Source organism: Halomonas binhaiensis (assembly GCF_008329985.2).
Taxonomy (GTDB): domain Bacteria; phylum Pseudomonadota; class Gammaproteobacteria; order Pseudomonadales; family Halomonadaceae; genus Halomonas; species Halomonas binhaiensis.
In genome coordinates, this window is the sequence record NZ_CP038437.2 from 3,332,992 (window position 1) to 3,356,906 (window position 23,915).

Genomic DNA, 23,915 nt, shown 5'->3' on the forward strand with positions numbered 1-23,915 from the left:
CGGAGCACCCTCCAGGCAGTGGCAGCCTTAAAAGGGTAGCAGCTGGAGCGCTTATCGGATCTATCGACGAATGGCCAGATTCCTTTCGAGAAACGGCCAACTTCCTCACCCTTCTTTGCGTCTTTCTTCTTTGCGCCGTTCCCCATCACCTCTAGGCGAGAGTTCTTCGCGAATCAACTCGGCCAGACGCCGGGCAGGTTCGGTGGGACGCCGCGCAGCCAGGTGCAAGGCCAGTTCCACGGCAGGCAGCGGTGGCAGACCGCTACTCTCGTCCAGCACTCGCAACTGCGCGGTCAGCATGCTGCGGGTGACCACCACGATGGCCAGGCCGGCCTGAACCATCGGTGTCAGGCCAGCCATGGACTGGCTGGTATAGGCCACTCGCCAGTCGCGGCCCGTCGTGGCCAATGCCTGCTCGACCACTTCTTGGCACCAGTCGACGCCGGGCGAGTAAAGCGCCAGCGGCAAGGGATCAGTGAGCGGGGGTTGACGTTCCAGCCCTACGGCCCAAGTCAACGGCTCGCGGCGGATCACCTCGCCCCCGGGCGCATGGCGCTGGCGGGTCACCAGCGCCATGTCCAGTTCATCGGCACGCACCTGCTCCACCAGGGAAGCACTGTTGCCACAGGTCACCTGCAGACGCACCTCGGGATAGAGCTGATGAAACCAGGAGAACACCGAGGTCAGCAGGATCGCATAGTCCTCTGGAATCCCCAGGTTAAGCTCCCCCGTCACCCGCCTGCTGCGCATGTCGGCCAGGGCTTCATCGTTGAGCGCCAACAGGCGGCGAGCGTGCCCCAGTAAGCGCTCACCATCGGCCGTAAACCGCATGCGCCGCCCTTCCCGTTCATGCAACGCCACGCCCAACGCTTCTTCCAGACGCTGCAACTGCATGCTGACGGTGGACTGGGTATAGGCCAGCCGTCGCGCGGCGGCAGTGACACCACCGGTATCGGCGACCGCCACCAAAGTACGCAGCAAGGTCAGGTCGAGAGTCGGGGCACGCATCAATACATCACCCATCTTGATGAATGAAATCAATAAAGATCGTTTTCATGATGAATCATGGCTGATTATGCTGCTGCCGTCATCCACCGGAAAGCAGGAGCTTCGACCATGCAGGCCCAGACGCCCCATCCCTATCCCTCCATCTGGCACGGCACCGGCGCCGCCCTGTTGGCAGTGGTGTTGTGGGCGCTGATCCCCCTGCTGGTGACTTCAGCCGAGGGGCTGCCGCCGCTGCGGCTCTCCACCCTGGCACTGTTGGCCGGTGCCCTGGCAACCCTGCCCATGGCGCGCCGACGCCGCCGAGGCGAATCCGATCAACCGCTCGGCCAGGGGCTGGTGGTCTACGCTGGAGTCTCCCTGCTGATTGCGGTGGCGGTGGGCGGTTGCTTCATGAGCTTTTCCCTCGCCCCGACCGCCGAAGCGGCCCTGATTGCCTATACCTGGCCGGTGTTCTTCCTGTTGGCGAGCCAGTGGTTGACCACAAGGCGCCTGACACTGACCACGCTTATCGGCGCCTTGCTGGCATTTTCGGGCGCGGCCTTGCTGGTCGCTCCCCAAGCGCTGGCGAGCGGTCTTTCCGGACCTTGGCATGGCTATCTGCTGGCACTGGCCGCCGCCCTGTGCTGGGCGCTCTATTCCCTGGCTTGCCAGGTCCCGGCTTATCGCCTCAGCCAGCGCCTGCCACACCTGCTGCTGATCGCCAGCCTGATCACCGGTGCCGCCAGCCTGGCGCTCGAAGGAATGAGCGCCATGCCTTCACCCACGGCACTGCTGGCCACTGCCGTGCTCGGTCTCGGCCCTTACGGCATCGCCATGCTGGCATGGGAACGAGCCCTGCAGGCACCCCAGGCCCAGCGCCTGGGCAACCTGGCCCACGCGGTGCCGGTGCTGGCCACCCTGTTCCTGATGCTGGCCGGAGTGACCGCACCAGACTGGCGCCTGCCGATAGCCGCCGGCCTGGTGGTATGGGGCAGCATCGTCGCCAGCGCCGGAGCCAAAGCCAGCGCACGGAGACTCAGCAACAAACGGCCAGAGATGGATATCGACTTGCAGGATGACCCCGCCCAGCTACATTGAGCGGGGTGCCATTCAATAAGGTAAAGCAATGAACAGCGACGAACTGTCGGCCCGCTATCGCGGTTATATCGAGTGCCTGAACCAACAGGACTGGGACAGCCTGGGGCGCTATGTCAGCGAGAACGTCAGCCACAATGGCAAAACCCTGGGGTTGAGCGGCTACCGTGCCATGCTGGAAGGAGATTTTGCGGCCATTCCGGATCTTTACTTCAACGTCGCCCTGCTCGTCTCACAGCCCCCACACATCGCCAGCCAATTGGTGTTCAACTGCACACCCACCGGCATGCTGTTCGGGCTGCCGGTCAACGGCAAGCCCGTACAATTCGAAGAGAATGTGTTCTATGAATTCGATGAGGATGGAAAGATCCAGAACGTCTGGTCGATCATCGACAAGGGTGCCATTGCAGAGCAGATATGAGGCAGATTGCGGGGCTTTGGGTCTAGTAGAGACTGACGTCTCTTTTCGGCCAAAAGCGGACGTTGAGGCAATGCTGATATAACGCCGCACTCACCGGTAAATTGGGAGCGAAGCGAGTAATTTACCCGTGTGCAGCGCCTTGTTATAACGCTTTTATTAGCTGCACATTCTCTCAGATATTTCCTTTAATTTTTCCAGATATAAGCGATCACTAGCCCACCCTTGAGCAAACGGAATCGTATTCGACTTCGGTAATTGCTCTTCTTTTAAATCTTTGACTCTTACTCTGGAAGGTAGAGCAGCTCCCTCGCCAACAAATATTGCTTCTTGCTGAGATAAAATAGGTAGTGCACCAACCATGCCAGATAACCCATCTGGTAAGAAGCGTGCGACATGCTGTTGATCGGCAGAATTTGTAAGTCTTAAAACGACCCACGTACCACACTGTGATATTACAGTACTGTCTACATCAGCGGGTCGCTGGCTTACCAACATTAGTCCAATTCCGTATTTTCGCCCCTCTCTTGCAATGCGCCTTATTGCGCCTTGAGCTGCTGAATATTGCGCTTCTCCATGATCAGGGACATACCTATGTGCCTCTTCACACACCAGTAAAATAGGATCTTTTTCTTTTTCATCCTGCGTTTGAAAAACCTTATACTGGAAAAGCAGTCGGGCAATCAATGCAGTAAGCGGGCCTGCAACTTCATTTGGAAGCCCTGAAATATCAATGATTCGGATATCTTTCTTTTCCTGCTTTGGTGTACCAACAAACTGGTTCAAAATCTCGTGTAATTTTATTTGATCTTTGTAATCTCGCCAACATTCCATCATAAATGAAAGCCGATTATCTCTTCGAAGAACTTTTAACTTATCTAATACTGATGATACATAAGTCATGCCAGAATCTGATGCTGGTAATGGTTCTATAACTTTTGATCCTTTTTTGAATCTACCACCTTGTATATACCGCACATGACTCTCAAACTCATCCAAGCAAAATGGTCTGGGCTTGTCTCGATCAAACTCCAGGATATCTGAAGCGTCTTTACCATCAAAAAAATCTGGATCATCAATATTGTCTAGATGACTCAAAGTCTCTGAACCAAATTCTCTTGGGCAAGGCTTTACAATTCCGGCAATAACCATTCTTGCATGTGCAAGTGCTTTTTGAACTACATTATTTTGGCTAGTGGCGCTTCTCTCGGATTTTCCAATAACTAGATTCGTAAACTCATCGCTAGCCATTAACCAGTAAGGAAGCTTTATCTCTTCTTGGCCATCCTCACCCGCTGCAATGTCATACGCACGGTATTGGACTGCTCTAGTCTTAAATGCTGAACCGTATTCTCCATGAGGGTCAATAACCACAATCTGAGGTGACAACTCTTTATCATTATTTTTATGAGACAGTACACTATGAATAATCGCTGCTACAGTGCCTGATTTTCCTGACCCTGTAGAACCAAGAACAGCACAATGCATACCAAACATCTTATTGATGTTGGCTCTACATGTTGTAGATTCAGATGCGCTATAAACTGCAAAAGGAACTAGTGGATCAACGGATTCATCTCTTGTGCCTTCTGCCGAACGGTACACAAAAGAAATTTCTTCGTTAGTTAGTAGAAATACACCTTGCTGAGGTAAGGGATAAGTTTTGATGCCACGTTTAAAAGCCAATTTGGAACTGATGTTGTTCCAACTTCCTTCAGCCAGTAACTGCACCTCCATTACGCGTTGATCTGAATCAGCGTTTACGGGAATTCCTGATTCAATTAACTCCTCTGAACGCATTCTGAGCATTGTTACTAGGCCAAAAATTATTTTGCGACCATAGTGAATTTTCACCATACTACCTATTTGCCCAATAGGGTAAACGCGGCCATTGAAGGTTCTGGATAACTCAGATATTGTATCAGATATCTCAACTTTAACATTATTTCCAGATACTTCAACAATTTGTCCTATTTTTAACTCTTCTTCCGGTGTAAACATAACTAAACCTCACATCCATTCTTTAGCACTGATGTTACACCTCTAAATGTCCACCAATAATCGCTATCGGACTTTCTTTTAAATGGTCCTTGATTTCCTACATATAGACCATGCAGAGAAGCAATAATAACTCTTGACCCAAAAAAGGAACTACGCCATCTTTCTAAACATGCTGGTATTCCATCCCTACACTCCAAGAATGCCAGCAATACAGTTTTATTTTCTTCTTTAGATAAGGCGAATTCAATTTCGTTATTAATGTGATCATCGCCAAAGCTGTAGCCACAAACCGCTAGCGTATTACTGTTACTAGAGTTTAGAGACTTTCTAAACAAATCAAACTGAGTAGAAAAAGGGTCTTGTTGGGTAGCAATGTATTTTGTGGCTTGAGGATAAATTAGTACGCGACGATCTACTTTGGGGTAGCGGTCATTGTCCCTAACTCGCCAGACATAACCTTTGTCACAAAGAAACCAATCTATCGACCCATGCATCTTGATTAAGTTTGCGCGCTGTCCATTTGATGGTGTGGGTTCGCCGTATCTCTGGGTACGATGAGCCACCGCTCCTCCCGCAAACCCATCCCAATATGGGACTTTATTTAGTGCTAAGGCATCTTCCAAAAGAGTGTCATAGTTAGTTGTGAAAATGTTAACTGTTTTTCTTCGCTCATGAACACCAGCAGACGCATGGTTAAACAGCGTATCTACAAACTCTAAATGAGCTCCAATATCGACGATTGGCACAGACGGTGTGCCTTCTTCTACTGTATTTCCATCTTTATCTTCCACATAGCCACACCTGATCACATTTGAGATAGATTCAAGAATTATATTATGTGCTTCTTCTAATCTGACTAACTCAATTTCACTACGGTTAATTGTTATTTTCTTTTCTTTGTTTCTTTCAGCTAGTGCGGCATAGTCTCCGAGATGACTGAGGACATGCTCTATATGGCAGTTTTCAGGCAATTCTTCAAAAAGCGGAGTGATAATTTCGTCATATAATTTCTTGTGACTGCTTTCTACATCTTTCTTAACTTTGTTTGTCATTGGGTACATTAGCGGTAATTTAGCATCAAAGCTGATCCCCGCTCCCATTAACCAGCTTTGCTCACTACACTTTAAGTGCTCTTCAATTTGCGAGAACCACTCCTCATCAATCAATTCATCCATTTTCTTTCCTTATTATAAATCTGTGGCCATGCTGGCAAACAAAGCGTTATAACGCTGCCAACGCGCTCAGCTTTTCAGTGGAGGCGAAGCCGCAACGAAAAAGCTGTCGCCGTGCTTGGTCTTGTTAGCAATGACGAGGCTCATAGCTTCTGCTATAACCGTTCAATCTTTTTGCTCAACGAATGAATATCTTTTAACCAATCATCAGGTTTATTTGTCTCGTTCGACTCCCGGTGTTTTTTAAATCCATTTAGGGAAATTTGATAGTTACGAATAGCCTCACTTAGGTCGCCAAGCTTCTCATATGCCGCGCCGATTTCCTTGTAAAAAAGAGGCGTCATTATACAAATAAACGGCGCCTCCTTATCTAAATCTATAATCGTTCGGGCCACCTCGATAACCTGAGCATACTCCTTCGCGCGCTTGCACTCTTTCAGTCTCTTGCGAAGTTCTTGCCAACGATCGAATTTGTTTTGATCCCAGGATGCAGGCATTCTCTTTCACCTTCTTGCTAACATAGATCATCGTACATGCAGCATATACCGAATGAACGTCCCTGCTGCCTTTGCCAGCATGTCCGCTTAGGGTCGTAAGCTGACTCCCTCCACTCCCCTTTATATGAGACACGCCTTACACCAAAACCTAGTCCATTTCATAAAAAAACAAAAGGAAACACAGATGAATCAATGCTAGCCAATAGTAGAACAAAGATTCATCTCAACCTCTTGTTAATGATTTCGCAAAACATGGTGTAAGCACTCACTTTCACTCCCTGCCTAGAAGTTACTAAGTGCTACTTTTTCTGAAGCTATCTAGATCGTGACTTCCTGATATACCTTTCCTGCCGTATAGGAAGGTAACGCCAGCATCCTGGCGACGTTTTGCCGCGGGAATGAGAGGCAGTGTGATAGAGGAAGACGGCGTCATTACCTTCACGCTGGCAACCACATTGGGTGGCTGAACCAGCAGGACCGGGACAATCTGGGCTGCTATGTCAGCGAGAATGTCAGCCACAATGGGAAGATCCTATGGCTGAGTGGATATGCACCCACAGCAAATTACGGCGAGTTTTTACGTGTGATATTCCATGATGAGTTCGGAATGGCCGGTATGTACGTCAACTTGCTCGCCATGGGAAGTAAACCCATGCTTTTCGTAAAACCTGACACTCGGGCTATTGTCCTTATAGACAGTGAGCTGTAAGCGCTCTCTCCTTCCCTTGGCATCGTCAAGCAAAGCCGTTCCCATGCCTTTGCCTTGCATATCTGGAGACACAAAGATCGCCGCCAGCGTATTGCCGAACAGGCTATAGAATCCGGCAATTTTCCCGTTGGACTCAAGCACAAAAGTCTCCGATGCCGGAATGTATATACTGCGCATATCACTAACCTTGGATTGCCAATATTCCGCGTCAACAAAGCAATGGGCTTTAATTGATGCTGACAACCAGATATCCAAGACTTCATTGATATCCGCTTCTTGATACTCACGAATCATCTCGTGGTTCCTTGAAACTCGTCACATCCACCTTCAACTGCCGATACAGGATTGCCTTGCAGCTTTCCTGCAAGGTTCTGTACGAAAAGTGCCTGCACTTGCTCATGCTTTGTTGGACTTGATCTCAAAATGCTCATTTACACCCCGTAAACTCCGCTTTTTCGATCAATTCCGCCTTGCCTGACCATCATTCGTCGACTTTTCGTACAGACCCTAGTCAGACCAAGCATCTCCCCATGCTACCGATCCGCTGGGTGATGGACGCCGTCGTTGGTAGGTACATCGGGAATATCGAAGGGATTGACGCCTTCAAGGCAGCCGACGTTGTATCCGTACTCGTTCGGGCTGGAGCGGCGTTGGTGGTGGGTATAGATGCCGCAGTTGGAGCAGAAATAGTGCTTGGCGGTATGGGTATTGAACTGATAAAGCTTCAGATGCTCTTCGCCCTTGACGATGTGAATGCCATTCAAGGGGACGGATGCGACAACCGCGCCCTTGCGTCTGCAGATAGAGCAATCGCAACGTCTGGGGCTGACGATGCCGTCAGGAAGGTCCAGCTCCAGTTCTATCGCTCCACAATGGCATGTCGCCCGATGCTTGGGCTGAATTACCACTCCGCCAACTTCCTTGAGCATTGGTGTTTTCTCCTCTAGGCACTTTTCGTACAGACCCTATGGCCAGACAGTGATTATCGTATCTATGAACAACGCGCGATTGGTAACTTTATACCGGCTTGCCGGAGGCATGGCTGGAAAAGAAGGTGATGACATGCCCGGCAGGTTCACGAAGGGTAAAGGTTTCATGGTCGATTTCCGGGCGCGGCTCAATCGGCGATGGATCAAGCCCTAGTGACACACATCGCTGATGGGTCGCATGCAGGTCATCCACCATGAGGTCGAATGGTGCGTCACCCGGCCTGATGCTGTCTGCCTGCATCAGGATCAGGTGCGTTCCGCCGCGCATCTCGTAGATGGATACCTTGGCGCCATCGAAGATGGGCCGCATGCCAATGGATTGCATAAACTGGGCAGACGCTTCCATCCGGTCGGTTTTCAGTACTACGTGTGCCACACCCACGGCTGGGCGTTGATCATTTCCATCCATCATTCTGGCCCCCAGCGCATGCAGCGTGTTCTCTGGATTTCCACCCTGCAGCCTCAGCCGCGAAGTGCTGCCTCGATGGCGGCGACGTCGATCTTTCTCATCTCCATCATGGCATTGAACGCGCGCTTGGCAGCGGCAGGGTCGGAACTCGTGACCGCCTGAGTCAGGACCACCGGGGTGATCTGCCAGGAGATGCCCCACTTGTCCTTGCACCAGCCGCATGCGCTCTCTTCGCCGCCGTTGTTGACGATGGCGTTCCAGTAGCGATCCGTTTCTTCCTGGTCGTTGGTGGCCACCTGGAACGAGAATGCTTCGTTATGCTTGAATGCTGGCCCGCCATTGAGCCCGAGACATGGAATGCCCATCACGGTGAACCAGACCGTCAATACATCCCCTTCCTGACCGGAAGGATAGTCACCCGGGGCACGGTACACCCCTTTCACGGCCGAATCAGGAAAAGTCTCGGCGTAGAAACGTGCCGCCTCCTCGGCGTCGTTGTCGTACCAAAGGCAGATCGTGTTCTTTGCTGGCGTTTCCATTTACTCCTCCATCGTGTTGGCCACCCGAAGCGGAGCAGGCAATGCCTGCGCAAGCGCCCCAGTCATGGCATAGGCGGGAGAATAGATATACTCACTGGACGGTCCCTCTGGACCATCCAGTGAGTATAGTTGGACCCGCGTCTAACGCAGTTGCTGAATCCTCAGCAAGTTCCCCGCCGGATCACGCACCGCGAAATCACGCACGCCATAAGGCTGTTCCATCGGCTCCTGGACGATATCGGCGTCGCTGGCCTGCAGGCGCTCGAAGGTGCCATCAAGATCCTTGGTGGCAAACAGCGGCGTACCTGGCCATGGAGCAAGAACAATCGAGGTGCCAGGCTGATCGACAGCGCCAACCGTGATCCAGCGCATGTCCCCGTAGGCCACATCGTTGCGTACCTCGAAGCCGAGGGTGTCGCGGTAAAAGGCCAATGCCGCTTCCGGGTCGTTATGCGGGAGGAAAGTGGAATGAAGGGTGATGTTCATGGTGATAGCCTCAGCCGTTATGGAGTCGCGGAATAAATCACTGCGCTTCATCTTGCTCGTCGATTTATTCAGCGATTCCGGATATGGAGCTATCAGCTTATGCACGCTTCTCGACCGACGCTTCTTGATTCCTGATCGGTCTGGTCACTTGCTTGGCCACGCAAGGTGGAATGCCCGCTGTGGCATATTCTGACTGCTGTCGGTAGACCGTGGGCGGCACGCCCACCAGTTCGGTAAAACGCGTGCTGAAGGTACCCAGCGATGTACAGCCCACCTCGAAGCAGACCTCCGTGACACTGAGATCGCCACGCCGCAACAGGGCCATGGCCCGCTCGATTCTGCGTGTCATCAGATAGGAATAAGGGGATTCACCGTACTCGATCCGAAACTGGCGGCTCAGGTGCCCCGCTGACATGTTCACGCCCCGGGCCAGCGCTTCCACGTTCAGTGGCTGGGCGTAATCTCGGTCCATGCGATCACGCACCCGGCGCAACTTCACCAGATCATTCAGCCGCTTGGTGGAAATGGGGGTTGTAGGAACGGGAGTTTGGGGCACAGGTATTTCACTCCACAGGGGGAAAATTCAACCCAGCAAAAGTGCTTCATCTATCGGGATAAACTTACTGGCCGCATGGACCAATGAGTTGGCGGTGAGCTGAGGCACGCCATACACCTCCACGGTCTTGCCATGCACGCGACGCAGTTTATCGGCCAGCAGATCAAAGTCGCCATCGCCGGATACCAGCACGATGACATCGGCCAGTTCGGCGTATTCCATGGCATCCAGGGTAATGCCGACATCCCAGTCCCCTTTTGCAGAGCCATCCGACCTTTGAATGAAAGGTTTCAGCTTCACCTCGAAGCCAATCGCCCGAAGGATGTTCTGAAATTCACGCTGTTTTTTATCGCCTCTATCGATGGCGTAGGCAAACGCCTTCACCACTTCTCTATCCGCAGTGACTTCTGACCAGAACTTGTTGTAGTCAAAATTGCGCCGATAGGCTTCGCGAACGGTGTAATAGACATTTTGTACATCTACAAATATCGCCACTTTTACCATGTCATGAACTCGTTCTCTCGATCGCTATCCTGGGTGACGACTGCAAAGCCAGCCTTCTGGCATTACACGGCCTTCGCTGTTCTGTCTCGTGTCGCTCTGTCCTGTACTGCTCTCTCTTGTACTGTTCTGCGTTCTTCCACACGCTCCAGTGAAAACAGGGCGCGCAGGGATTTTTCCCCTTCCTGCGTGAACACAATGGTGCGAGATCCCTTCTCGCGCTGTGCCCAGCCCTGTTCCTGAATCCGGCACAACAATGCGGCGCCCAGCGCCCCGGCAAGGTGATACCGGCGCTCGCTCCAGTCCAGGCATTCGCGACACAACGCACGCTTCTGTGCCACCGCCTGCTCGGTATCGATGCCAATACGCTCGAACCACTCACGTCCGCGTTGGGTCAGCGCCAGCCCGCCGTCGTCACGCTGAAACAGGCCATGGCGCAGCATTTCCTGGAAAACCCAGACACCCAACTCTCCGGCAAGATGGTCGTAGCACACACGCGCCTTGCGCAACGCCGGTTCGCGCGGCCCGAACAAAGGGGGAACGGGTACTGAGCTGGCGGCGAGCCCCATCAGCGATTCCAGCAGCTCGGCCACTTCATCGCCTGCCAGGCGGAAGTAACGATGCCTCCCCTGCTGGGCAACCTCGATCAACCCGGCTTCGCGCAGCTTGCCCAGATGCGAACTAATGGTCTGGCGAGTAACACCCGACATGTCGGCAAGCTCAGTGGCGGTAAGTGCATGCCCCCCCATGAGCGCGGACAGCACTTCTGCCCGTGCATTGTCGCCGATCAGCGCGGCAATGCGTGTGATGTTCGGTCCTTCCGCCATGTTTCGATCCCCATCGAATCAAGTTGAACAGGTGCTCCCTTACGCTTTGTCTAGCTCATTCATTGCCTATTCCACTGATTGCTTGCCCATTCACCGGAGACACCAGCATGACGATAGCTTGCGTGATTCGCTACGAAATCGACCCTTTCCAGAAAGAAGCCTTCAAGGCATACGCCGAGAACTGGGGACGCATCATTCCGCGTTGTGGCGGCCATCTCATCGGCTATTTCCTGCCCCATGAAGGCAGCAATGACATCGCCTGGGGCCTGGTCGCCTTCGACAGCCTTGCGGCCTATGAAGCCTATCGTGCCCGCCTGAAGTCAGACGATGGAGGACGAGCGAACTTCATTATGGCCCAGGAGCTGAAACTCATCCTCAAGGAAGAGCGCTCTTTTGTCGAAGTGGTGGAAGGCACCCTGGGTATCGCACCCGTACAAGGAGGATTCGCCCAATGATCGCGGTAATCTTTGAAGTCGAGCCCAACCCCGGCTGCCAGCAAGCCTATATGGATATCGCGGCAGAGCTGAAACCCCACCTGGAAGACATCGATGGTTTCCTCAGCATCGAACGCTTCGAAAGCCTGACCCAGCCAGGCAGGATTCTTTCACTGTCGTTCTGGCGCGATGAAGACGCCGTGCACCAATGGAAGAACTTCGAAGCGCACCGCGCCGCGCAGATCAAGGGCAAGCAAACCCTGTTTGCCGATTACCGCCTGCGTGTTGCGCATGTGGTGCGGGATTATGGGATGGAAGGAAAACAATAACAGAATGACACCGGCTTGCTCAGGCCGGTGTCAGACGTGTCACGTCAGGCATTATCCGGGTTGTCTTTGCGCACGTCATAACGCAGCTCGACCATGCCGCTGCCCATCTGCCGAACAGAAGTCAGGTGTAGAACCGGGCTTAATACCCTGCGGGGAAAAAGCGGTTTCCCCTGCCCCAATGTGGCCGAACCCACTTGCAGGATCAGTTCGTCCAGCAGGCCTGCATCGTAGAACTGTCCGGCAAGATCCCCACCGCCCACTATCCAGATATTCTTTCCTTCGGCAGCCGCCTGCATCTGGGCATGGACGTTGCGCACATCCCCATTGACGAACTGGATGTTCGCCCCCTCGATCATCGGGAGCTGGCGACTCGAGAATACCCAGGCCGGTTGGGTATATGGCCATGCAGACCCTGTTTCGGCAGCCACGCTATCCGCATGACGCAACATCCATTCATACGTTGCCGATCCCATTGCCAGGGCCCCAACACCGGAAATGAATTCGGGATAGCTCGAGTCATTCAAATCGCCGAGGGGAAATAGCCAGTCAAGGGAATCGTCTTCTGTGGCGAGAAAGCCATCAAGGCTCGTCGCGGTGAAGTATTGCGTCTTCATTGCTATGGCGGCTCCTGTTTTATCCGTCTTTTATGTTAACGACCTCTTATGTTAACGACCTCTTATTTTAATGATCTCTTATTTTGTCGGCCTCCCATCCAACAAGTCTCTGATTGTGTCTCGTAAGGATGAGGGCCAAGGCATGCGCTCGACGGTCGTCATGAAAAACCCTGCTTAAGCTAAAAACGCGATAAGAAATTCTTTTTTTATTCGTTACTGTGCTTAAAGCCCGGCATTAAGGTGGCAGGACATCGTCATTCCCGAGGAATTCGCTACATGACACTGCCACCAACACCTTTACGCCAGCTTGCTATCGTGCTGGCCACGACAGCCGCCATTGTCACCAGCGCAGTGCCTTCCAGCCAGGCATACGCGGAAGACCTTGAGCTGCTCAATGTCTCCTACGACCCGACCCGCGAACTCTATCGCGAATATAACGCCTGGTTCACCGACTACTGGAAAGCAGAGACCGGCGATGATGTCACCATTCGCCAGTCTCATGGTGGTGCCGGCGCCCAGGCACGAGCGGTGCTGGATGGCCTGCAAGCGGATGTGGTCACTCTGGCTCTGGCCTACGACATCGACCAGTTCCATGAGCGTGCTGACCTGATTGCGCCGGATTGGCAATCACGCCTGCCCAACAACAGTGCCCCTTATACCTCGACTATCGTGCTGCTGGTACGCGACGGCAACCCGAAGAATATCCAGGACTGGGACGACCTGACACGCAGTGATGTCGACGTCGTCACGCCCAATCCCAAGACCTCCGGCGGCGCACGCTGGAATTACCTGGCGGCCTGGGGCTATGCCCTCGACAAGTTCGATGGTGATGAACAAAAAGCCTTCGAGTTCGTGCGCGATATCTACGCCAACGTGCCGGTACTCGACTCCGGAGCCCGCGGCGCGACCAACACCTTCGTCCAGCGCGGCATCGGCGATGTGCTGCTGGCCTGGGAAAACGAGGCACTGCTGGCCACGCAGGAACTGGGCAAGGGCCAGTTCGAGATCGTGGTGCCATCGGAAAGCATACTCGCCGAGCCCCCTGTCAGCGTGATCGACAAGTACGCCGATGCCCACGGTACCCGCGAAGTGGCCACGGCTTACCTGGAACAACTGTATAGCGATGAGGCGCAACGCCTGGCCGGCAAGCATTACTACCGCCCCTCGAACCCACAGATCGCCAAGGAATTTGCCGATCAGTTCCCGGATGTCGCGCTGTTCACTGTCGATGACGTCTTCGGCGGCTGGACCAAGGCCCAGGAAACCCATTTCAACGATGGCGGACGTTTCGACGAGATCCTGGAACAGGTGGGCACTCCCGCTAATTGAGCGGGGGTATCCGCGCCTTTATCCCGAATCTCAGCCACGGTCTGTCCATTGCCGGCTATCGACCACCTGCTATCTATTGCCGGCTATCGACCACCTACTATCCATTGCCGGCTATCGACCACCTACTATCCATTGCCGGCTATCGACCACCTGCTATCCATTGCCGGCTATCGATCACCAACTATCCACCACTAACGACTCACTGCTGGCAACCAACCACCGACAACTGACAACCCATCACTGATATCCACCTTGGAGCTCTCTGGCTCTCTAATACTGATGAGTGACACCATGCCGTTTCTCAAACCATCCTCCAGAGTGATACCTGGCTTCGGCCTGACCATGGGGTTCTCGCTGTTTTACCTGGGGCTGATCGTTCTGCTCCCGGTCGCAGGACTGCTGGCATTCACCGCCAGTATGGACTGGGCAGACTTCTGGTCGGCGATCAGCCACCCCCAGGTGGTGGCGTCCTACAAGCTCTCCTTCGGGGCCTCGCTGATCGCTGCGGTGGTCAACCTGGTGTTCGGCATGCTGGTCGCCTGGGTGCTGGTGCGTTATCCGTTCCCCGGCAAGCGCATCATCGATGCCCTGGTCGACCTGCCCTTTGCCCTGCCCACCGCGGTGGCGGGTATCTCGCTGGTAACGCTGTATGCCAGTACCGGCTGGATTGGACAGTACCTGGACATCTTCGGCATCAAGGTCGCCTATACCCAACTCGGCGTCATCATCGCCCTGACCTACATCGGGCTGCCCTTTGTCGTGCGTACCGTACAACCGGTGCTGGAAGACCTGGATGCTGGACTGGAAGAAGCCTCGGCCAGCCTGGGTGCCAACCGCTGGACCACCTTTCGCCGGGTGATTCTGCCTGCGCTGCTGCCGGCAGCCCTGACCGGCTTTGCCCTGGCCTTCGCCCGCGCTCTGGGTGAATACGGCTCGGTGGTGTTCATCTCCGGCAACCTGCCTTATCGCACCGAGATCACCCCACTGCTGATCGTGACCAAGATCGAGCAGTTCGACTACCACGGCGCTGCCGCCATCGGCAGCGTGATGCTGCTTACTGCCTTTCTGCTGTTGCTGCTGATCAATGGCCTGCAATGGTGGACCTCACAACGTAGCGAAAGGACCTCCCTGTCATGACCTCATCGACGCTCCCGACGGTGGTCTCCACTCCCGACCTTGCGCTGCACTGGCGCCGGGCCACCGAAGAACCGGCCTGGCTACGGCGTGTGCTGGTCACTATCGCCCTGGTCTTTCTTTCTCTGTTCCTGGTGCTGCCGCTTGTCATGGTGCTCTACAGCGCCTTCAGTCAGGGCCTGAATGCCTGGCAGGCTGCCATCACCGAGCCCGATGCCCTGGCAGCCATCCGCCTGACCTTGCTGGTGGTGGCTATCGCCGTGCCTGCCAACCTGATCTTCGGCGTGGCCACAGCCTGGGCCGTGGCCAAGTTCGAATTTCGCGGCAAGTCGGTACTGATCTCGCTGATCGACATGCCATTCGCCATTTCTCCCGTCGTGGTCGGTTTGATCTTCGTGGTGATGTTCGGCTCCCAGGGCTGGCTGGGCCCATGGTTGTCGGAACATGACCTCAAGATCCTGTATGCCGTCCCTGGCATCGTGATCGTCATCATCTTCGGCACCTTGCCCTTTGTCGCCCGCGAGTTGATTCCACTGATGCAGCAGCAAGGCAAGGAAGAAGAGGAAGCTTCGCTGACTCTGGGGGCCAGCGGCTGGAAGACCTTCTGGCATGTCACCCTGCCCAACATCAAATGGGGGCTGATCTACGGCGTGATTCTGTGCAATGCCCGCGCCATGGGCGAGTTCGGTGCCGTGGCGGTGGTCTCGGGTCGCATTCGTGGCGAAACCAACACCCTGCCGCTGCATATCGAGGTGCTCTACAACGAGTACCAGTTCACCGCCGCCTTCGCCGTATCGTCACTGCTTACCGCTCTGGCCCTGGCCACCATCGTCATCAAGAGCCTGGTCGAATGGCACGATGAACGCCGCCAGCGCCTTGCCAATCTTTGATGGTCCCAGTTCATAGGGCCCACTTCAGACAACGCATTTTTGGAAACCGTCATGAGCATCGAGATCGATCACGTCAACAAGCATTTCCACGACTTCATTGCCGTCGATAACGTCAGCCTCACCCTGCGCGAAGGAGAACTGACCGCCCTGCTTGGACCTTCAGGTTCCGGCAAGACCACACTGTTACGTGTCATTGCCGGGCTCGAACGACCGGATACCGGAAGAATCCGCTTCCATGGCGAAGATACTACCGACCTGCATGTCAGCGAGCGTGGCGTCGGCTTCGTCTTTCAGCACTATGCCCTGTTCAAGCACATGACCGTATTCCAGAACGTGGCTTACGGACTCACCGTCAGGCCGCGCCGCACTCGCCCGGACAAGGCCAGCATCAAACGCAAGGTCATGGAACTGCTGGAACTGGTGCAACTTGACTGGACCGCCCATCGCTATCCGCATCAGCTTTCCGGCGGCCAGCGCCAGCGCATTGCACTGGCTCGGGCGCTGGCGGTGGAACCCAGGGTGCTGCTGCTCGACGAACCCTTCGGCGCGCTGGATGCCAAGGTGCGCGCCGAACTGCGCCGCTGGCTGCGGCGTCTGCATGATGAAATCCATGTGACCAGCGTCTTCGTCACCCATGATCAGGAAGAGGCCCTGGAAGTCTCGGACCGGGTCGTGGTGATGAACAAGGGGCGCGTGGAACAGGAAGGCTCGCCCGAAGAGGTCTACGACCACCCGGCCAACCCTTTCGTCTATCAGTTCCTGGGCAACGTCAATCTGTTCCATGCGCGAGTGCATGACGGCATGGCACGCATCGGCGACGTCACGCTACCCACACCGGAATTCCAGAACTATCGCAACGAACAAGGCCAGGCTTATGTCCGCCCTTACGATATCGAGGTGTTCGCTGATCATCACCCCAACGATGCCTTGCATGCCAAGATCGAACTGGTTTCTGTCGTCGGTCCCACCGTGCGACTTGAACTGCGCACCGACAACAGCGAAGCCCTGGTGCATGCCGAATTACCCAAGCAACACTTCCGCAGCCTGGGGCTGAACCAGGGAGGCGATGCCTGGATACGCCCAACGCATAGCCGGGTGTTTCTTCCAGATGCGCGAGTGGCCAATGGTTAGGGACATCGTTCGGTTCATTTCCTGCCCTGGGACGAACCTCCATGCAGGGCTGCATTTCCCCAGCTCTGCAGGGCATTCTGCTTGATGCTCGATATCTTCCATTCGCCCTGTATGTCACGCAGCAGGAATTCATAGTTGCCGCATGAGTGAAAGAAGTTCTCTTCTGATATTGCCGGCACCTGAGACTGAGTGTGAGCCTGGGACTGATTTTGGGTCTGAGCCTGATTTTGGGTATGAGCCTGACTTTGGGCCTGAGAAAGCTCAAAGCGCAGGATCAGGTAATTGCAGCGTGCACTGACGACGCCTTCATCCGCCTTCTGGCGAATCAGCAGGTTGGAAAAACTATGCTGCTTGGTCAGGCCATCGACCGCATTCTGCCGCCGTTTGACGAAGTCCTGAGCGCTCATGGTCGAAGGCGGCTCCCGCCCCGAGGATGCGTAATCGATGCTGACCTGAGGAGCCAGACACTCAACCATGGATGCCCAATCCCGCTGGTCGAAAGCCAGGAAAAAACGGCAAAGGACATCGTGGACCTGCAGGAAGAGCTTTGGATCGGGAGACTTCATGTTTTCTCCTGCTGAAACAACTGAACAAACGTCTGGAATGCCGGGATCTCGTAGCCGCTGCGCCATATGAGGTGAGTGCTCGCCGAACCCAGCGTCAATGTCGCCAGGCCAGTGGGGACACGGCCCAGGTCCAGCACACTGCGAGGCAGCAAGGTGACACATGAACCTGCCGCGACAGCCGCAATCATCGCGTGATAGGAACCCAGTTCCTGGATGTTCCATCCACTCCCCGCGGTGATGCCCAGCCACTCCTCCGCCATGGCCCTGTAGGTGCAGCCCGACTTGAACGCGGCCAATGAACGGGTGCCTATCTGGGCTGGCGTGGTTACCTCGGCATCACTGGCAGGCAGGAGCAACAACAGCGCTTCGCTCCACATCGGAACACTCTGCAACCCCATTTCGGCCAGGGCGGATTCACCCTGTAGCGCAGCAGGAAGTGCTACGAATGCGCAGTCCAGTTGCCCATTGCGGACCTGATCCAGCAGTTGCGCTGACGGCCCCGTGCTGACCTCGAGCCGGGTTGCTGGATGGGCTCGGTTGTATGCCGCCAGCGGTTCAGGCAACCGGCTGGCCGCGGTACTTTCCATGCTGCCGATGCGTAAGGTTCCCCCACTGCTGCCGCCCACGGCTTGCCGTGCCTCATCCGCCAGGGCAAGCATGCGCTGCGCATAGGCAAGAAAACGCTGCCCTGCCGTAGACAGCGTGATGCGCTTGCCGATGCGAATGAAGAGCTCGACTCCCAGCTCTGCTTCCAACTGCTGTATGCGCGTCGTCACGTTGGAGGGGGCTCGCCCCAGCCGGGTGGCCGCTCGGGTGATGCTCAGCTCAGCAGCCACCACCTCAAAGATCTTCAGAGTTTCCAGGTCCATGGTCTTCACACACGAGGTTCACATTCGACATTCACAAATGAGGAATAATTTGTACATTATATTCTCAATATGAGATCAATAGATACCTGTCGTTCTTGATACGCCATTTCAGAGGAGGCACAGACATGAGCACTGCTAGCCCGCTTGTCGCCCGGTTGGACATCCATCCCATCATTCAGGCACCGATGGCTGGCGTAGCCACCCCTGAACTGGCGGCCGCCGTCTCGAATGCCGGAGGGTTGGGCTCCTTGGGTATCGGGGCGAGCAGCGTGTCCCAGGCGCGGGAGATGATCGAACGGACACGTGCGCTGACTGCACGCCCTTTTAACGTCAACGTCTTCTGCCACCAGCCCGCCGTGAGAGACGCGGCACAGGAAGCCGCCTGGCTCGCGCACCTGGCACCTCTCTTTGACGCATGCGGCGCGGACGTCCCCACTTCGCTGGACGAAATCTACCAGAGCTTCATCGAGGATGATGAAGCATTCGAAATGCTCCTCGAAACCCGGCCTACGGTGGTCAGCTTCCACTTCGGCCTACCGTCGAAGGAGCGGATACGTGCGCTACAGGACGCCGGTATCTACACACTCGCAACGGCCACCCGTCTCCAGGAGGCAAGGCAGATTCAGGAACAGGGCATCGATGCGATTGTGGCCCAGGGTATCGAAGCAGGCGGACATCGCGGCATCTTCGATCCCGATGCTGCGGATGAACAACTGAGTACGTCCGTACTCGTTCGCCAGTTGGTCAAGGAAACCGATCTACCGGTCATCGCTGCCGGCGGCATCATGGATGGCCAGGGAATCCGCTCAGCCCTGGCGCTGGGGGCCGCGGCGGCTCAGCTCGGCACGGCCTTTATCCTGTGCCCTGAATCGGCGGCAAATGAGGGCTATCGCGCTAACCTCAAGAGCCCGCGTGCAGGCGAGACGCGCTTGACCTCGGCGCTGTCTGGACGACCAGCGCGCGGTATTCTCAATCGCTTCATTCGTCATGCAGATTCAGCAACCGGAACCAGACCTGCAGCCTATCCCGTGGCCTACGACGCAGCCAAGCAGCTCAACGCAGCAGCCGCCAAGCTAGGCAACCATGACTTCGCCGCGCACTGGGCAGGCCAAGGCGCAACGATGGCACGCGAGCTTCCCGCAGCCGAACTGATGCGCCAGTTGGTGCGGGAATGGCAAGAGACATGAAGCCAGATATCCCCAGCCTCACGACTCATTCCCGCGAGCCCCGCTTGCAAAGCGGGTCGTCTTCGATACGTCCTTCTTCAAAACGGCTCGCGCCATCACGGTCACGTTCATATTGCGTCATGTGATCAAATGGCGGCAGCCAGGACTCGCGACGGACGCTCCAGCTTTCGTAGGTGGGTACCAGTTGGTCCGGAGTATCCAGGGCCCCCAGGTGCACTTCAATTTCGTCTGCGCTGCGGGCAAACACGGACGAGCCACAGCGCGGACAGAAGAACCGACCGGCGTATTCGCGAGTTTCCCCTTCGATCGTCACCGCATCCTGAGGGAACACGGCAGACGCGTAAAAAAGTGCTCCGTGATGCTTGCGGCAATCGAGGCAATGGCAAAGGCCAACCCGATAAGGGTCTCCTGATGCCACCATGCGCACATTGCCGCAAAGGCAACCACCTGTGAATCGGTCCATGCTGCGCCTCCTATCACATGAGCCCCTGGCCTCTTCTCGTGTGATCCCGGTCCTTTCATCCGAGCCCCAGGCCTTCACGCACGAAAAGTACGCCATAGCTTGAGGGCAATACCGATCACCAGGGCGGCATAAATCGCGGCCACCACATCATCCGCCACGATGCCCACGCCGCCATACAGGGATTCCACCTGGGCCACGGGTGGCAGCTTGAGAATATCGAACAGGCGAAACAGTCCGTATCCCGCAATCAGCAAAGGCACGCGGCGTACCTGAGGATACGCCAGCACGGCCAGCGGCATGGCGACCCACTCATCAGCCACGATAGGCGGCATATCGCCCCCGCCCAGCCAGAGCGAGCCCCAATGGCACAGCGGTATTGCCAACACGATCAGGATAGCTGCCACTGTCCAGCGCTTCACAGGAGGATAACGCAGCAACCACCAGGCCAATGGAATGCCCAGCAAGGAGCCGAACGTTCCCGGTGCCCAGGGGGAAAGTCCCAGGCCAAGCCCTGACGCCAACCACAGCAGAGCATCTTGCATCGGTATCATCCCTATCCATTCGAAAGACACGCATTATCACATCCCTCGGGCATGCAAGACGATATATCGCCTCATCAACTGTTGGTATGGGGAGGACAGTAGATATGGGGAGGACAGTAGATATGGAGAGCGGCAGTTAAAATGGAAAGTGACAGTTAAAATGAAAAGTCACTGTTGGCAAAGAGAGTGAACGGTATACTCTCACATGCACGACTGTTACATGCTTTGACGGTTATATACACGGAAAGCGAACAACATGTATGAGATCTCGTACATGTGATTAAGACTTCGCTTACAAAAATAGCTATCAACCCCGCTGTGTTGAACAGCCTGCTTACTGTAAGGTGCACATCAGCTGAGAGTTGGGTGATATTGGCGCAGAGGAAGACGACATCATGTTCACGGATGATTCCAGTGATCTGCTGGCCCGCATTCTGTCGGGACCGCTGTCACAAAACGAGCGTTTGCTGACACTGCAGTTAGGTGGCACGGACATGATCCCCCACCGGCTGGTCGGCGAAGAGCGTGTCTCGCGCCCCTTCACCTATACCCTGGATGTCATCTCCCAGCGCGGCGATATCGAACTCAAGAGCCTGATTGCCCAATCGGCGCAATTGACCATACGCCAGGCCGACGGCCACTATCGCCCATTGCACGGCCTGGTAGAATCGGCTGCCCTGCTCGGGGAAGATGGCGGCGTCTATTATTATCAACTTGTGCTGGTACCGTGGCTGGCCATGCTCAACCTGGGGCGTGACAGCCGCATCTTCCAGGACAAGACGGTTGTCGAGATTCTCGACGCCGTGTTCGAACAGCACGAGACAGCCCAGGGCCGTTGGCGTTTCGACCTGCGCCGCGAATACCCATCCCGCAGCTTTTGTGTCCAGTATCGCGAGAGCGATGCCCATTTCGTCAGCCGGCTGGTGGAACAAGAAGGCCTGTTCTATTACTGGGAACACGCTGATTCGGAAGACGATTTCAACGGCCATCGTCTGGTCATTACCGATGATGTGGCGACCTGTACACCAGTGGCACCGCAAACCATCCGTTTCCACCGCCAGGCAGCGACCGAACACGAAGACGCCATCACCCAGTGGAGTGGCCAGCGCCGCCAGCAGGCCAAGCGCGTCAGCCTCGCCACCTTCGATTACAAGCAGCCGCGACTGGAAAAACGCACCGGCCTGGAGACCATCCGCGATCAGGGCAACCTGCCGGATATCGAGGTCTACGATTACCCCGGCGAGTACTACTATCACGACTACCCACGCGGCGAGCGCCTGACCGTCAACCGCATGGAAGCGCTGGAATCCCGCGCCAAGCGTTTCCACGGCGCCGGGGGGACTCGGCAACTGGCCGTTGGCCAGTGGTTCGAGCTCAGCCAGCACGCGCGCCATGCCCACGGTGATACAAGCGAACGTCAGTTCCTGGTGCTTGGCCTGAGCGTGCATGCCGAAAATGCCCTGCCCGTCTCGACCCACCTGCGCACCTTGCCAGGCAGCCTGCAGGAACCGCTGGCAAAGGCACGCAAGGCTCATGGGCTCGAAGACGACAGCCAGCATCGCGACGACTATCAGCAAGCCGGTACCGGCCATTACCTGGTCGACTTCGAAGCCCAGCGCCTCAGTCAGCCTTACCGTTCCACCCTCGATCATCCCCGCCCGGAGGTGACCGGGCCGCAGACCGCCATCGTGGTCGGGCCGGAGGACGAGGAAATTCACACCGATCACCTCAACCGGGTGAAGGTGCAGTTCCACTGGGACCGCCAGGGCCAGCGCAACGACCATTCCAGCTGCTGGCTGCGTGTTTCCCAACCCAATGCCGATGCTGGCTGGGGCGGCGTGTTCGTGCCGCGAATCGGTCAGGAGATGATCGTTTCCTTCATTGAAAGCGATCCTGACCGGCCCATGATTACCGGCCGGGTATACAACGGTGACCAGACCCCGGAATGGCACAGCAACGGCATTCTGTCCGGGTTCAAGACCAAGACCTATCGCGGTGGCAAGTACAACGAACTGGTGTTCGACGATGCCACCGACCAGGAGCGGATACGCCTCAATTCCGAGCATGACAAGAGCCAGCTCAACCTCGGCTACCTGATACACCAGAACGGCAATTCGCGTGGCGCTTTCCGTGGCACCGGCTTCGAGCTGCGCTCCGACGCCTACGGCGCCATTCGTGCCGACAAGGGCCTGCTGTTGACCAGTTGGGGGCAGATCGATGCGGGAGGCGAACAGCTCGACCTCACGCCTGCCACCGAGCAACTGCACAGCGCCCATCGCCTCGCCGACAGCCTGAGCGACAGCGCCACACAGCACAACGCCGAAGCCCTGGATGCCCGCGACAATCTCAAGCAGGCCGGTGACGATAGCCAGAGCCGCCATGCACCGCACGGCGCAGAGGCTGCCACCAACGCAGATCAGTCCACCGCTCAAGGGGCCAGCCAGGCAGGACGCGGCGAAGCCTCCCGCCTTGAAGCGCCCTGGCTGCACCTGAGCTCGCCTGCCGGCATTGCCCTGAGCACCCCCTCTTCCACCCATCTGGCACAAGGCAAGTCGCTCAGCGTATCCAGTGGAGAAGACATCAACCTGGCCACCGGCAAGAGTCTGATCGGTGCCCTGGGCGACAAGCTCTCGCTGTTCGTGCAACGTGCTGGCATCAAGCTGTTCGCCGCCAAGGGCAAGGTGGACGTTCAGGCCCAGAGCGATGAAATGGCCCTGACCGCCGAAAAGGACCTCAAGGTCACTTCCACCGAACACAGCGTCAACCTTGCTGCTGCCGAGGAAGTGCTGCTGGTCTGTGGCGGTGCCTATGTACGCATCAAGGGCGGCAACATCGACCTCCACGCCCCCGGCAAGATCGATGTCAAAGGTGTTTTGCAACGCCTGGGCGGCCCGACCAGCATGAGTTATGCGTTGGAAGGCCTGCCCAACAGCACACCTTCCAGCCTGGACCTGGAGCATGTGTACGCCAACGGCGAACCGGTATCAGGGGCAGCATATCGCGCCACATTGCCCGATGGCTCCGTGTTAACAGGTGTCCTGGACGAGCTAGGCAAGGCCTCGTTGGCCGGTGTGTCCCCAGGCGGAGTCGAAGTCGAGTACTTTCAGGACCCAGACGACATTGAACAAAGGCCCCAGGAATGGGCACAGAATCGGGCAACGCCACCAGACCTCTCCGCCTTGGCAAGTGGTAGCAAGCGCAATAACGATGAAGCGGCCAGCTAAGTCCGGTATAGAACGAC

28 protein-coding genes are annotated in these 23,915 nt (G+C 55.9%); 11 read left to right on the top strand and 17 right to left on the bottom strand.

Annotated elements, in window-relative coordinates:
- Window positions 1–105: 105 nt before the first annotated feature.
- Window positions 106–1,008, bottom strand: coding sequence for a LysR substrate-binding domain-containing protein (locus tag E4T21_RS14580; RefSeq protein ID WP_149285754.1), 903 nt, complete (start codon window positions 1,006–1,008; stop codon window positions 106–108).
- A gap of 57 nt (window positions 1,009–1,065) precedes the next feature.
- Here E4T21_RS14580 and E4T21_RS14585 point away from each other — a divergent pair, with 57 nt between their 5' ends.
- Entirely contained in the window at window positions 1,066–2,085 is a 1,020-nt protein-coding gene (locus E4T21_RS14585) for a DMT family transporter (RefSeq protein ID WP_240349161.1), read from the top strand.
- A gap of 28 nt (window positions 2,086–2,113) precedes the next feature.
- On the top strand, window positions 2,114–2,503 hold the full coding sequence (locus tag E4T21_RS14590) for an ester cyclase (protein ID WP_149285755.1): 390 nt from the start codon (window positions 2,114–2,116) through the stop codon (window positions 2,501–2,503).
- A gap of 156 nt (window positions 2,504–2,659) precedes the next feature.
- Here E4T21_RS14590 and E4T21_RS14595 read toward each other — a convergent pair whose 3' ends face one another.
- The 11 genes from E4T21_RS14595 to E4T21_RS14645 all read right to left on the bottom strand — a co-directional run bounded on the left by E4T21_RS14595 (window position 2,660) and on the right by E4T21_RS14645 (window position 11,186).
- The gene (locus E4T21_RS14595) at window positions 2,660–4,501 is read right to left on the bottom strand and encodes an ATP-binding protein (protein WP_149285756.1); all 1,842 of its coding nucleotides are present in this window, start codon (window positions 4,499–4,501) and stop codon (window positions 2,660–2,662) included.
- A gap of 2 nt (window positions 4,502–4,503) precedes the next feature.
- Window positions 4,504–5,676 (bottom strand): SIR2 family NAD-dependent protein deacylase, encoded by a 1,173-nt coding sequence (locus E4T21_RS14600; RefSeq protein WP_149285757.1) that lies wholly within the window; start codon window positions 5,674–5,676, stop codon window positions 4,504–4,506.
- Between the two features lie 152 nt (window positions 5,677–5,828).
- On the bottom strand, window positions 5,829–6,170 hold the full coding sequence (locus E4T21_RS14605) for a hypothetical protein (RefSeq protein ID WP_149285758.1): 342 nt from the start codon (window positions 6,168–6,170) through the stop codon (window positions 5,829–5,831).
- Between the two features lie 577 nt (window positions 6,171–6,747).
- The gene (locus tag E4T21_RS14610) at window positions 6,748–7,173 is read right to left on the bottom strand and encodes an N-acetyltransferase (protein ID WP_149285759.1); all 426 of its coding nucleotides are present in this window, start codon (window positions 7,171–7,173) and stop codon (window positions 6,748–6,750) included.
- Between the two features lie 239 nt (window positions 7,174–7,412).
- On the bottom strand, window positions 7,413–7,808 hold the full coding sequence (locus E4T21_RS14615; RefSeq protein ID WP_149285760.1) for a GFA family protein: 396 nt from the start codon (window positions 7,806–7,808) through the stop codon (window positions 7,413–7,415).
- An 88-nt stretch (window positions 7,809–7,896) separates the two neighbouring features.
- Window positions 7,897–8,280, bottom strand: a complete 384-nt coding sequence (locus tag E4T21_RS14620) for a VOC family protein (protein WP_240349162.1) — start codon at window positions 8,278–8,280, stop codon at window positions 7,897–7,899.
- A gap of 50 nt (window positions 8,281–8,330) precedes the next feature.
- Window positions 8,331–8,816 carry a VOC family protein gene (locus E4T21_RS14625; RefSeq protein ID WP_149285761.1) on the bottom strand — a complete coding sequence of 162 codons (486 nt, stop codon included), beginning with the start codon at window positions 8,814–8,816 and terminating at the stop codon, window positions 8,331–8,333.
- Window positions 8,817–8,957: 141 nt separating this feature from the next.
- Complete coding sequence (locus tag E4T21_RS14630; protein WP_149285762.1) at window positions 8,958–9,302, bottom strand: VOC family protein; 345 nt, start codon at window positions 9,300–9,302, stop codon at window positions 8,958–8,960.
- Window positions 9,303–9,399: 97 nt separating this feature from the next.
- A complete protein-coding gene (locus E4T21_RS14635; protein WP_187775006.1) occupies window positions 9,400–9,858 on the bottom strand; it encodes a helix-turn-helix transcriptional regulator in 459 nt (152 codons plus the stop codon).
- 27 nt (window positions 9,859–9,885) lie between these two features.
- Window positions 9,886–10,362, bottom strand: coding sequence for an NYN domain-containing protein (locus E4T21_RS14640; RefSeq protein ID WP_149285764.1), 477 nt, complete (start codon window positions 10,360–10,362; stop codon window positions 9,886–9,888).
- Window positions 10,363–10,424: 62 nt separating this feature from the next.
- On the bottom strand, window positions 10,425–11,186 hold the full coding sequence (locus E4T21_RS14645) for an ArsR/SmtB family transcription factor (protein ID WP_149285765.1): 762 nt from the start codon (window positions 11,184–11,186) through the stop codon (window positions 10,425–10,427).
- 107 nt (window positions 11,187–11,293) lie between these two features.
- Between E4T21_RS14645 and E4T21_RS14650 the strand changes: the two genes are divergently transcribed.
- Complete coding sequence (locus E4T21_RS14650; RefSeq protein WP_149285766.1) at window positions 11,294–11,641, top strand: NIPSNAP family protein; 348 nt, start codon at window positions 11,294–11,296, stop codon at window positions 11,639–11,641.
- On the top strand, window positions 11,638–11,949 hold the full coding sequence (locus E4T21_RS14655) for an antibiotic biosynthesis monooxygenase family protein (protein ID WP_149285767.1): 312 nt from the start codon (window positions 11,638–11,640) through the stop codon (window positions 11,947–11,949). Before E4T21_RS14650 ends, E4T21_RS14655 begins: the two co-directional genes overlap by 4 nt.
- Window positions 11,950–11,993: 44 nt before the next feature.
- On the opposite strand, the gene E4T21_RS14660 is transcribed toward E4T21_RS14655, so the two are convergent.
- The gene (locus tag E4T21_RS14660; protein WP_149285768.1) at window positions 11,994–12,563 is read right to left on the bottom strand and encodes a dihydrofolate reductase family protein; all 570 of its coding nucleotides are present in this window, start codon (window positions 12,561–12,563) and stop codon (window positions 11,994–11,996) included.
- 276 nt (window positions 12,564–12,839) lie between these two features.
- Here E4T21_RS14660 and E4T21_RS14665 point away from each other — a divergent pair, with 276 nt between their 5' ends.
- The 5 genes from E4T21_RS14665 (at window position 12,840) to E4T21_RS14685 (ending at window position 17,047) form a co-directional block, all read left to right on the top strand.
- On the top strand, window positions 12,840–13,892 hold the full coding sequence (locus E4T21_RS14665) for a sulfate ABC transporter substrate-binding protein (RefSeq protein ID WP_149285769.1): 1,053 nt from the start codon (window positions 12,840–12,842) through the stop codon (window positions 13,890–13,892).
- Window positions 13,889–14,122 (top strand): hypothetical protein, encoded by a 234-nt coding sequence (locus E4T21_RS14670; RefSeq protein ID WP_149285770.1) that lies wholly within the window; start codon window positions 13,889–13,891, stop codon window positions 14,120–14,122. The genes E4T21_RS14665 and E4T21_RS14670 overlap by 4 nt, the downstream gene beginning before the upstream one ends.
- 61 nt (window positions 14,123–14,183) lie before the next feature.
- Entirely contained in the window at window positions 14,184–15,029 is an 846-nt protein-coding gene (cysT, locus tag E4T21_RS14675) for a sulfate ABC transporter permease subunit CysT (protein WP_149285771.1), read from the top strand.
- Window positions 15,026–15,916 carry a sulfate ABC transporter permease subunit CysW gene (cysW, locus tag E4T21_RS14680; RefSeq protein WP_149285772.1) on the top strand — a complete coding sequence of 297 codons (891 nt, stop codon included), beginning with the start codon at window positions 15,026–15,028 and terminating at the stop codon, window positions 15,914–15,916. Before cysT ends, cysW begins: the two co-directional genes overlap by 4 nt.
- 51 nt (window positions 15,917–15,967) lie before the next feature.
- Window positions 15,968–17,047, top strand: a complete 1,080-nt coding sequence (locus E4T21_RS14685) for a sulfate/molybdate ABC transporter ATP-binding protein (RefSeq protein WP_149285773.1) — start codon at window positions 15,968–15,970, stop codon at window positions 17,045–17,047.
- 14 nt (window positions 17,048–17,061) lie between these two features.
- Here E4T21_RS14685 and E4T21_RS14690 read toward each other — a convergent pair whose 3' ends face one another.
- Window positions 17,062–17,613, bottom strand: coding sequence for a nuclear transport factor 2 family protein (locus E4T21_RS14690; RefSeq protein ID WP_149285774.1), 552 nt, complete (start codon window positions 17,611–17,613; stop codon window positions 17,062–17,064).
- Window positions 17,610–18,482 carry a LysR substrate-binding domain-containing protein gene (locus E4T21_RS14695; RefSeq protein WP_149285775.1) on the bottom strand — a complete coding sequence of 291 codons (873 nt, stop codon included), beginning with the start codon at window positions 18,480–18,482 and terminating at the stop codon, window positions 17,610–17,612. Before E4T21_RS14695 ends, E4T21_RS14690 begins: the two co-directional genes overlap by 4 nt.
- A gap of 125 nt (window positions 18,483–18,607) precedes the next feature.
- On the opposite strand from E4T21_RS14695, the gene E4T21_RS14700 reads away from it, so the two are divergent.
- Window positions 18,608–19,669, top strand: a complete 1,062-nt coding sequence (locus E4T21_RS14700) for an NAD(P)H-dependent flavin oxidoreductase (protein ID WP_149285776.1) — start codon at window positions 18,608–18,610, stop codon at window positions 19,667–19,669.
- Between the two features lie 25 nt (window positions 19,670–19,694).
- On the opposite strand, the gene E4T21_RS14705 is transcribed toward E4T21_RS14700, so the two are convergent.
- Window positions 19,695–20,132: a GFA family protein gene (locus E4T21_RS14705; RefSeq protein WP_149285777.1), complete on the bottom strand. Its 438-nt coding sequence runs from the start codon at window positions 20,130–20,132 to the stop codon at window positions 19,695–19,697.
- Window positions 20,133–20,206: 74 nt separating this feature from the next.
- On the bottom strand, window positions 20,207–20,674 hold the full coding sequence (locus E4T21_RS14710; protein ID WP_149285778.1) for a phosphatidylglycerophosphatase A family protein: 468 nt from the start codon (window positions 20,672–20,674) through the stop codon (window positions 20,207–20,209).
- Between the two features lie 395 nt (window positions 20,675–21,069).
- Between E4T21_RS14710 and E4T21_RS14715 the strand changes: the two genes are divergently transcribed.
- Complete coding sequence (locus E4T21_RS14715) at window positions 21,070–23,898, top strand: type VI secretion system Vgr family protein (protein ID WP_149285779.1); 2,829 nt, start codon at window positions 21,070–21,072, stop codon at window positions 23,896–23,898.
- The last annotated feature ends 17 nt before the right edge of the window (window positions 23,899–23,915 follow it).

Excerpts from the sequence above, each read along its gene's own strand:
- E4T21_RS14605 (WP_149285758.1), bottom strand. The coding sequence starts at position 6,170 with ATGCCTGCATCCTGGGATCAAAACAAATTCGATCGTTGGCAAGAACTT.
- E4T21_RS14625 (WP_149285761.1), bottom strand. The coding sequence starts at position 8,816 with ATGGAAACGCCAGCAAAGAACACGATCTGCCTTTGGTACGACAACGAC.
- E4T21_RS14665 (WP_149285769.1), top strand. The coding sequence starts at position 12,840 with ATGACACTGCCACCAACACCTTTACGCCAGCTTGCTATCGTGCTGGCC.
- E4T21_RS14700 (WP_149285776.1), top strand. The coding sequence starts at position 18,608 with ATGAGCACTGCTAGCCCGCTTGTCGCCCGGTTGGACATCCATCCCATC.
- E4T21_RS14630 (WP_149285762.1), bottom strand. The coding sequence starts at position 9,302 with ATGAACATCACCCTTCATTCCACTTTCCTCCCGCATAACGACCCGGAA.
- E4T21_RS14695 (WP_149285775.1), bottom strand. The coding sequence starts at position 18,482 with ATGGACCTGGAAACTCTGAAGATCTTTGAGGTGGTGGCTGCTGAGCTG.
- E4T21_RS14620 (WP_240349162.1), bottom strand. The coding sequence starts at position 8,280 with ATGATGGATGGAAATGATCAACGCCCAGCCGTGGGTGTGGCACACGTA.
- E4T21_RS14590 (WP_149285755.1), top strand. The coding sequence starts at position 2,114 with ATGAACAGCGACGAACTGTCGGCCCGCTATCGCGGTTATATCGAGTGC.
- E4T21_RS14600 (WP_149285757.1), bottom strand. The coding sequence starts at position 5,676 with ATGGATGAATTGATTGATGAGGAGTGGTTCTCGCAAATTGAAGAGCAC.
- E4T21_RS14690 (WP_149285774.1), bottom strand. The coding sequence starts at position 17,613 with ATGAAGTCTCCCGATCCAAAGCTCTTCCTGCAGGTCCACGATGTCCTT.
- cysW (WP_149285772.1), top strand. The coding sequence starts at position 15,026 with ATGACCTCATCGACGCTCCCGACGGTGGTCTCCACTCCCGACCTTGCG.
- E4T21_RS14650 (WP_149285766.1), top strand. The coding sequence starts at position 11,294 with ATGACGATAGCTTGCGTGATTCGCTACGAAATCGACCCTTTCCAGAAA.
- E4T21_RS14595 (WP_149285756.1), bottom strand. The coding sequence starts at position 4,501 with ATGTTTACACCGGAAGAAGAGTTAAAAATAGGACAAATTGTTGAAGTA.
- E4T21_RS14660 (WP_149285768.1), bottom strand. The coding sequence starts at position 12,563 with ATGAAGACGCAATACTTCACCGCGACGAGCCTTGATGGCTTTCTCGCC.
- E4T21_RS14610 (WP_149285759.1), bottom strand. The coding sequence starts at position 7,173 with ATGATTCGTGAGTATCAAGAAGCGGATATCAATGAAGTCTTGGATATC.
- E4T21_RS14715 (WP_149285779.1), top strand. The coding sequence starts at position 21,070 with ATGTTCACGGATGATTCCAGTGATCTGCTGGCCCGCATTCTGTCGGGA.
- E4T21_RS14710 (WP_149285778.1), bottom strand. The coding sequence starts at position 20,674 with ATGCAAGATGCTCTGCTGTGGTTGGCGTCAGGGCTTGGCCTGGGACTT.
- E4T21_RS14580 (WP_149285754.1), bottom strand. The coding sequence starts at position 1,008 with ATGCGTGCCCCGACTCTCGACCTGACCTTGCTGCGTACTTTGGTGGCG.
- E4T21_RS14685 (WP_149285773.1), top strand. The coding sequence starts at position 15,968 with ATGAGCATCGAGATCGATCACGTCAACAAGCATTTCCACGACTTCATT.
- E4T21_RS14585 (WP_240349161.1), top strand. The coding sequence starts at position 1,066 with ATGGCTGATTATGCTGCTGCCGTCATCCACCGGAAAGCAGGAGCTTCG.
- E4T21_RS14705 (WP_149285777.1), bottom strand. The coding sequence starts at position 20,132 with ATGGACCGATTCACAGGTGGTTGCCTTTGCGGCAATGTGCGCATGGTG.
- cysT (WP_149285771.1), top strand. The coding sequence starts at position 14,184 with ATGCCGTTTCTCAAACCATCCTCCAGAGTGATACCTGGCTTCGGCCTG.
- E4T21_RS14645 (WP_149285765.1), bottom strand. The coding sequence starts at position 11,186 with ATGGCGGAAGGACCGAACATCACACGCATTGCCGCGCTGATCGGCGAC.
- E4T21_RS14640 (WP_149285764.1), bottom strand. The coding sequence starts at position 10,362 with ATGGTAAAAGTGGCGATATTTGTAGATGTACAAAATGTCTATTACACC.
- E4T21_RS14655 (WP_149285767.1), top strand. The coding sequence starts at position 11,638 with ATGATCGCGGTAATCTTTGAAGTCGAGCCCAACCCCGGCTGCCAGCAA.
- E4T21_RS14615 (WP_149285760.1), bottom strand. The coding sequence starts at position 7,808 with ATGCTCAAGGAAGTTGGCGGAGTGGTAATTCAGCCCAAGCATCGGGCG.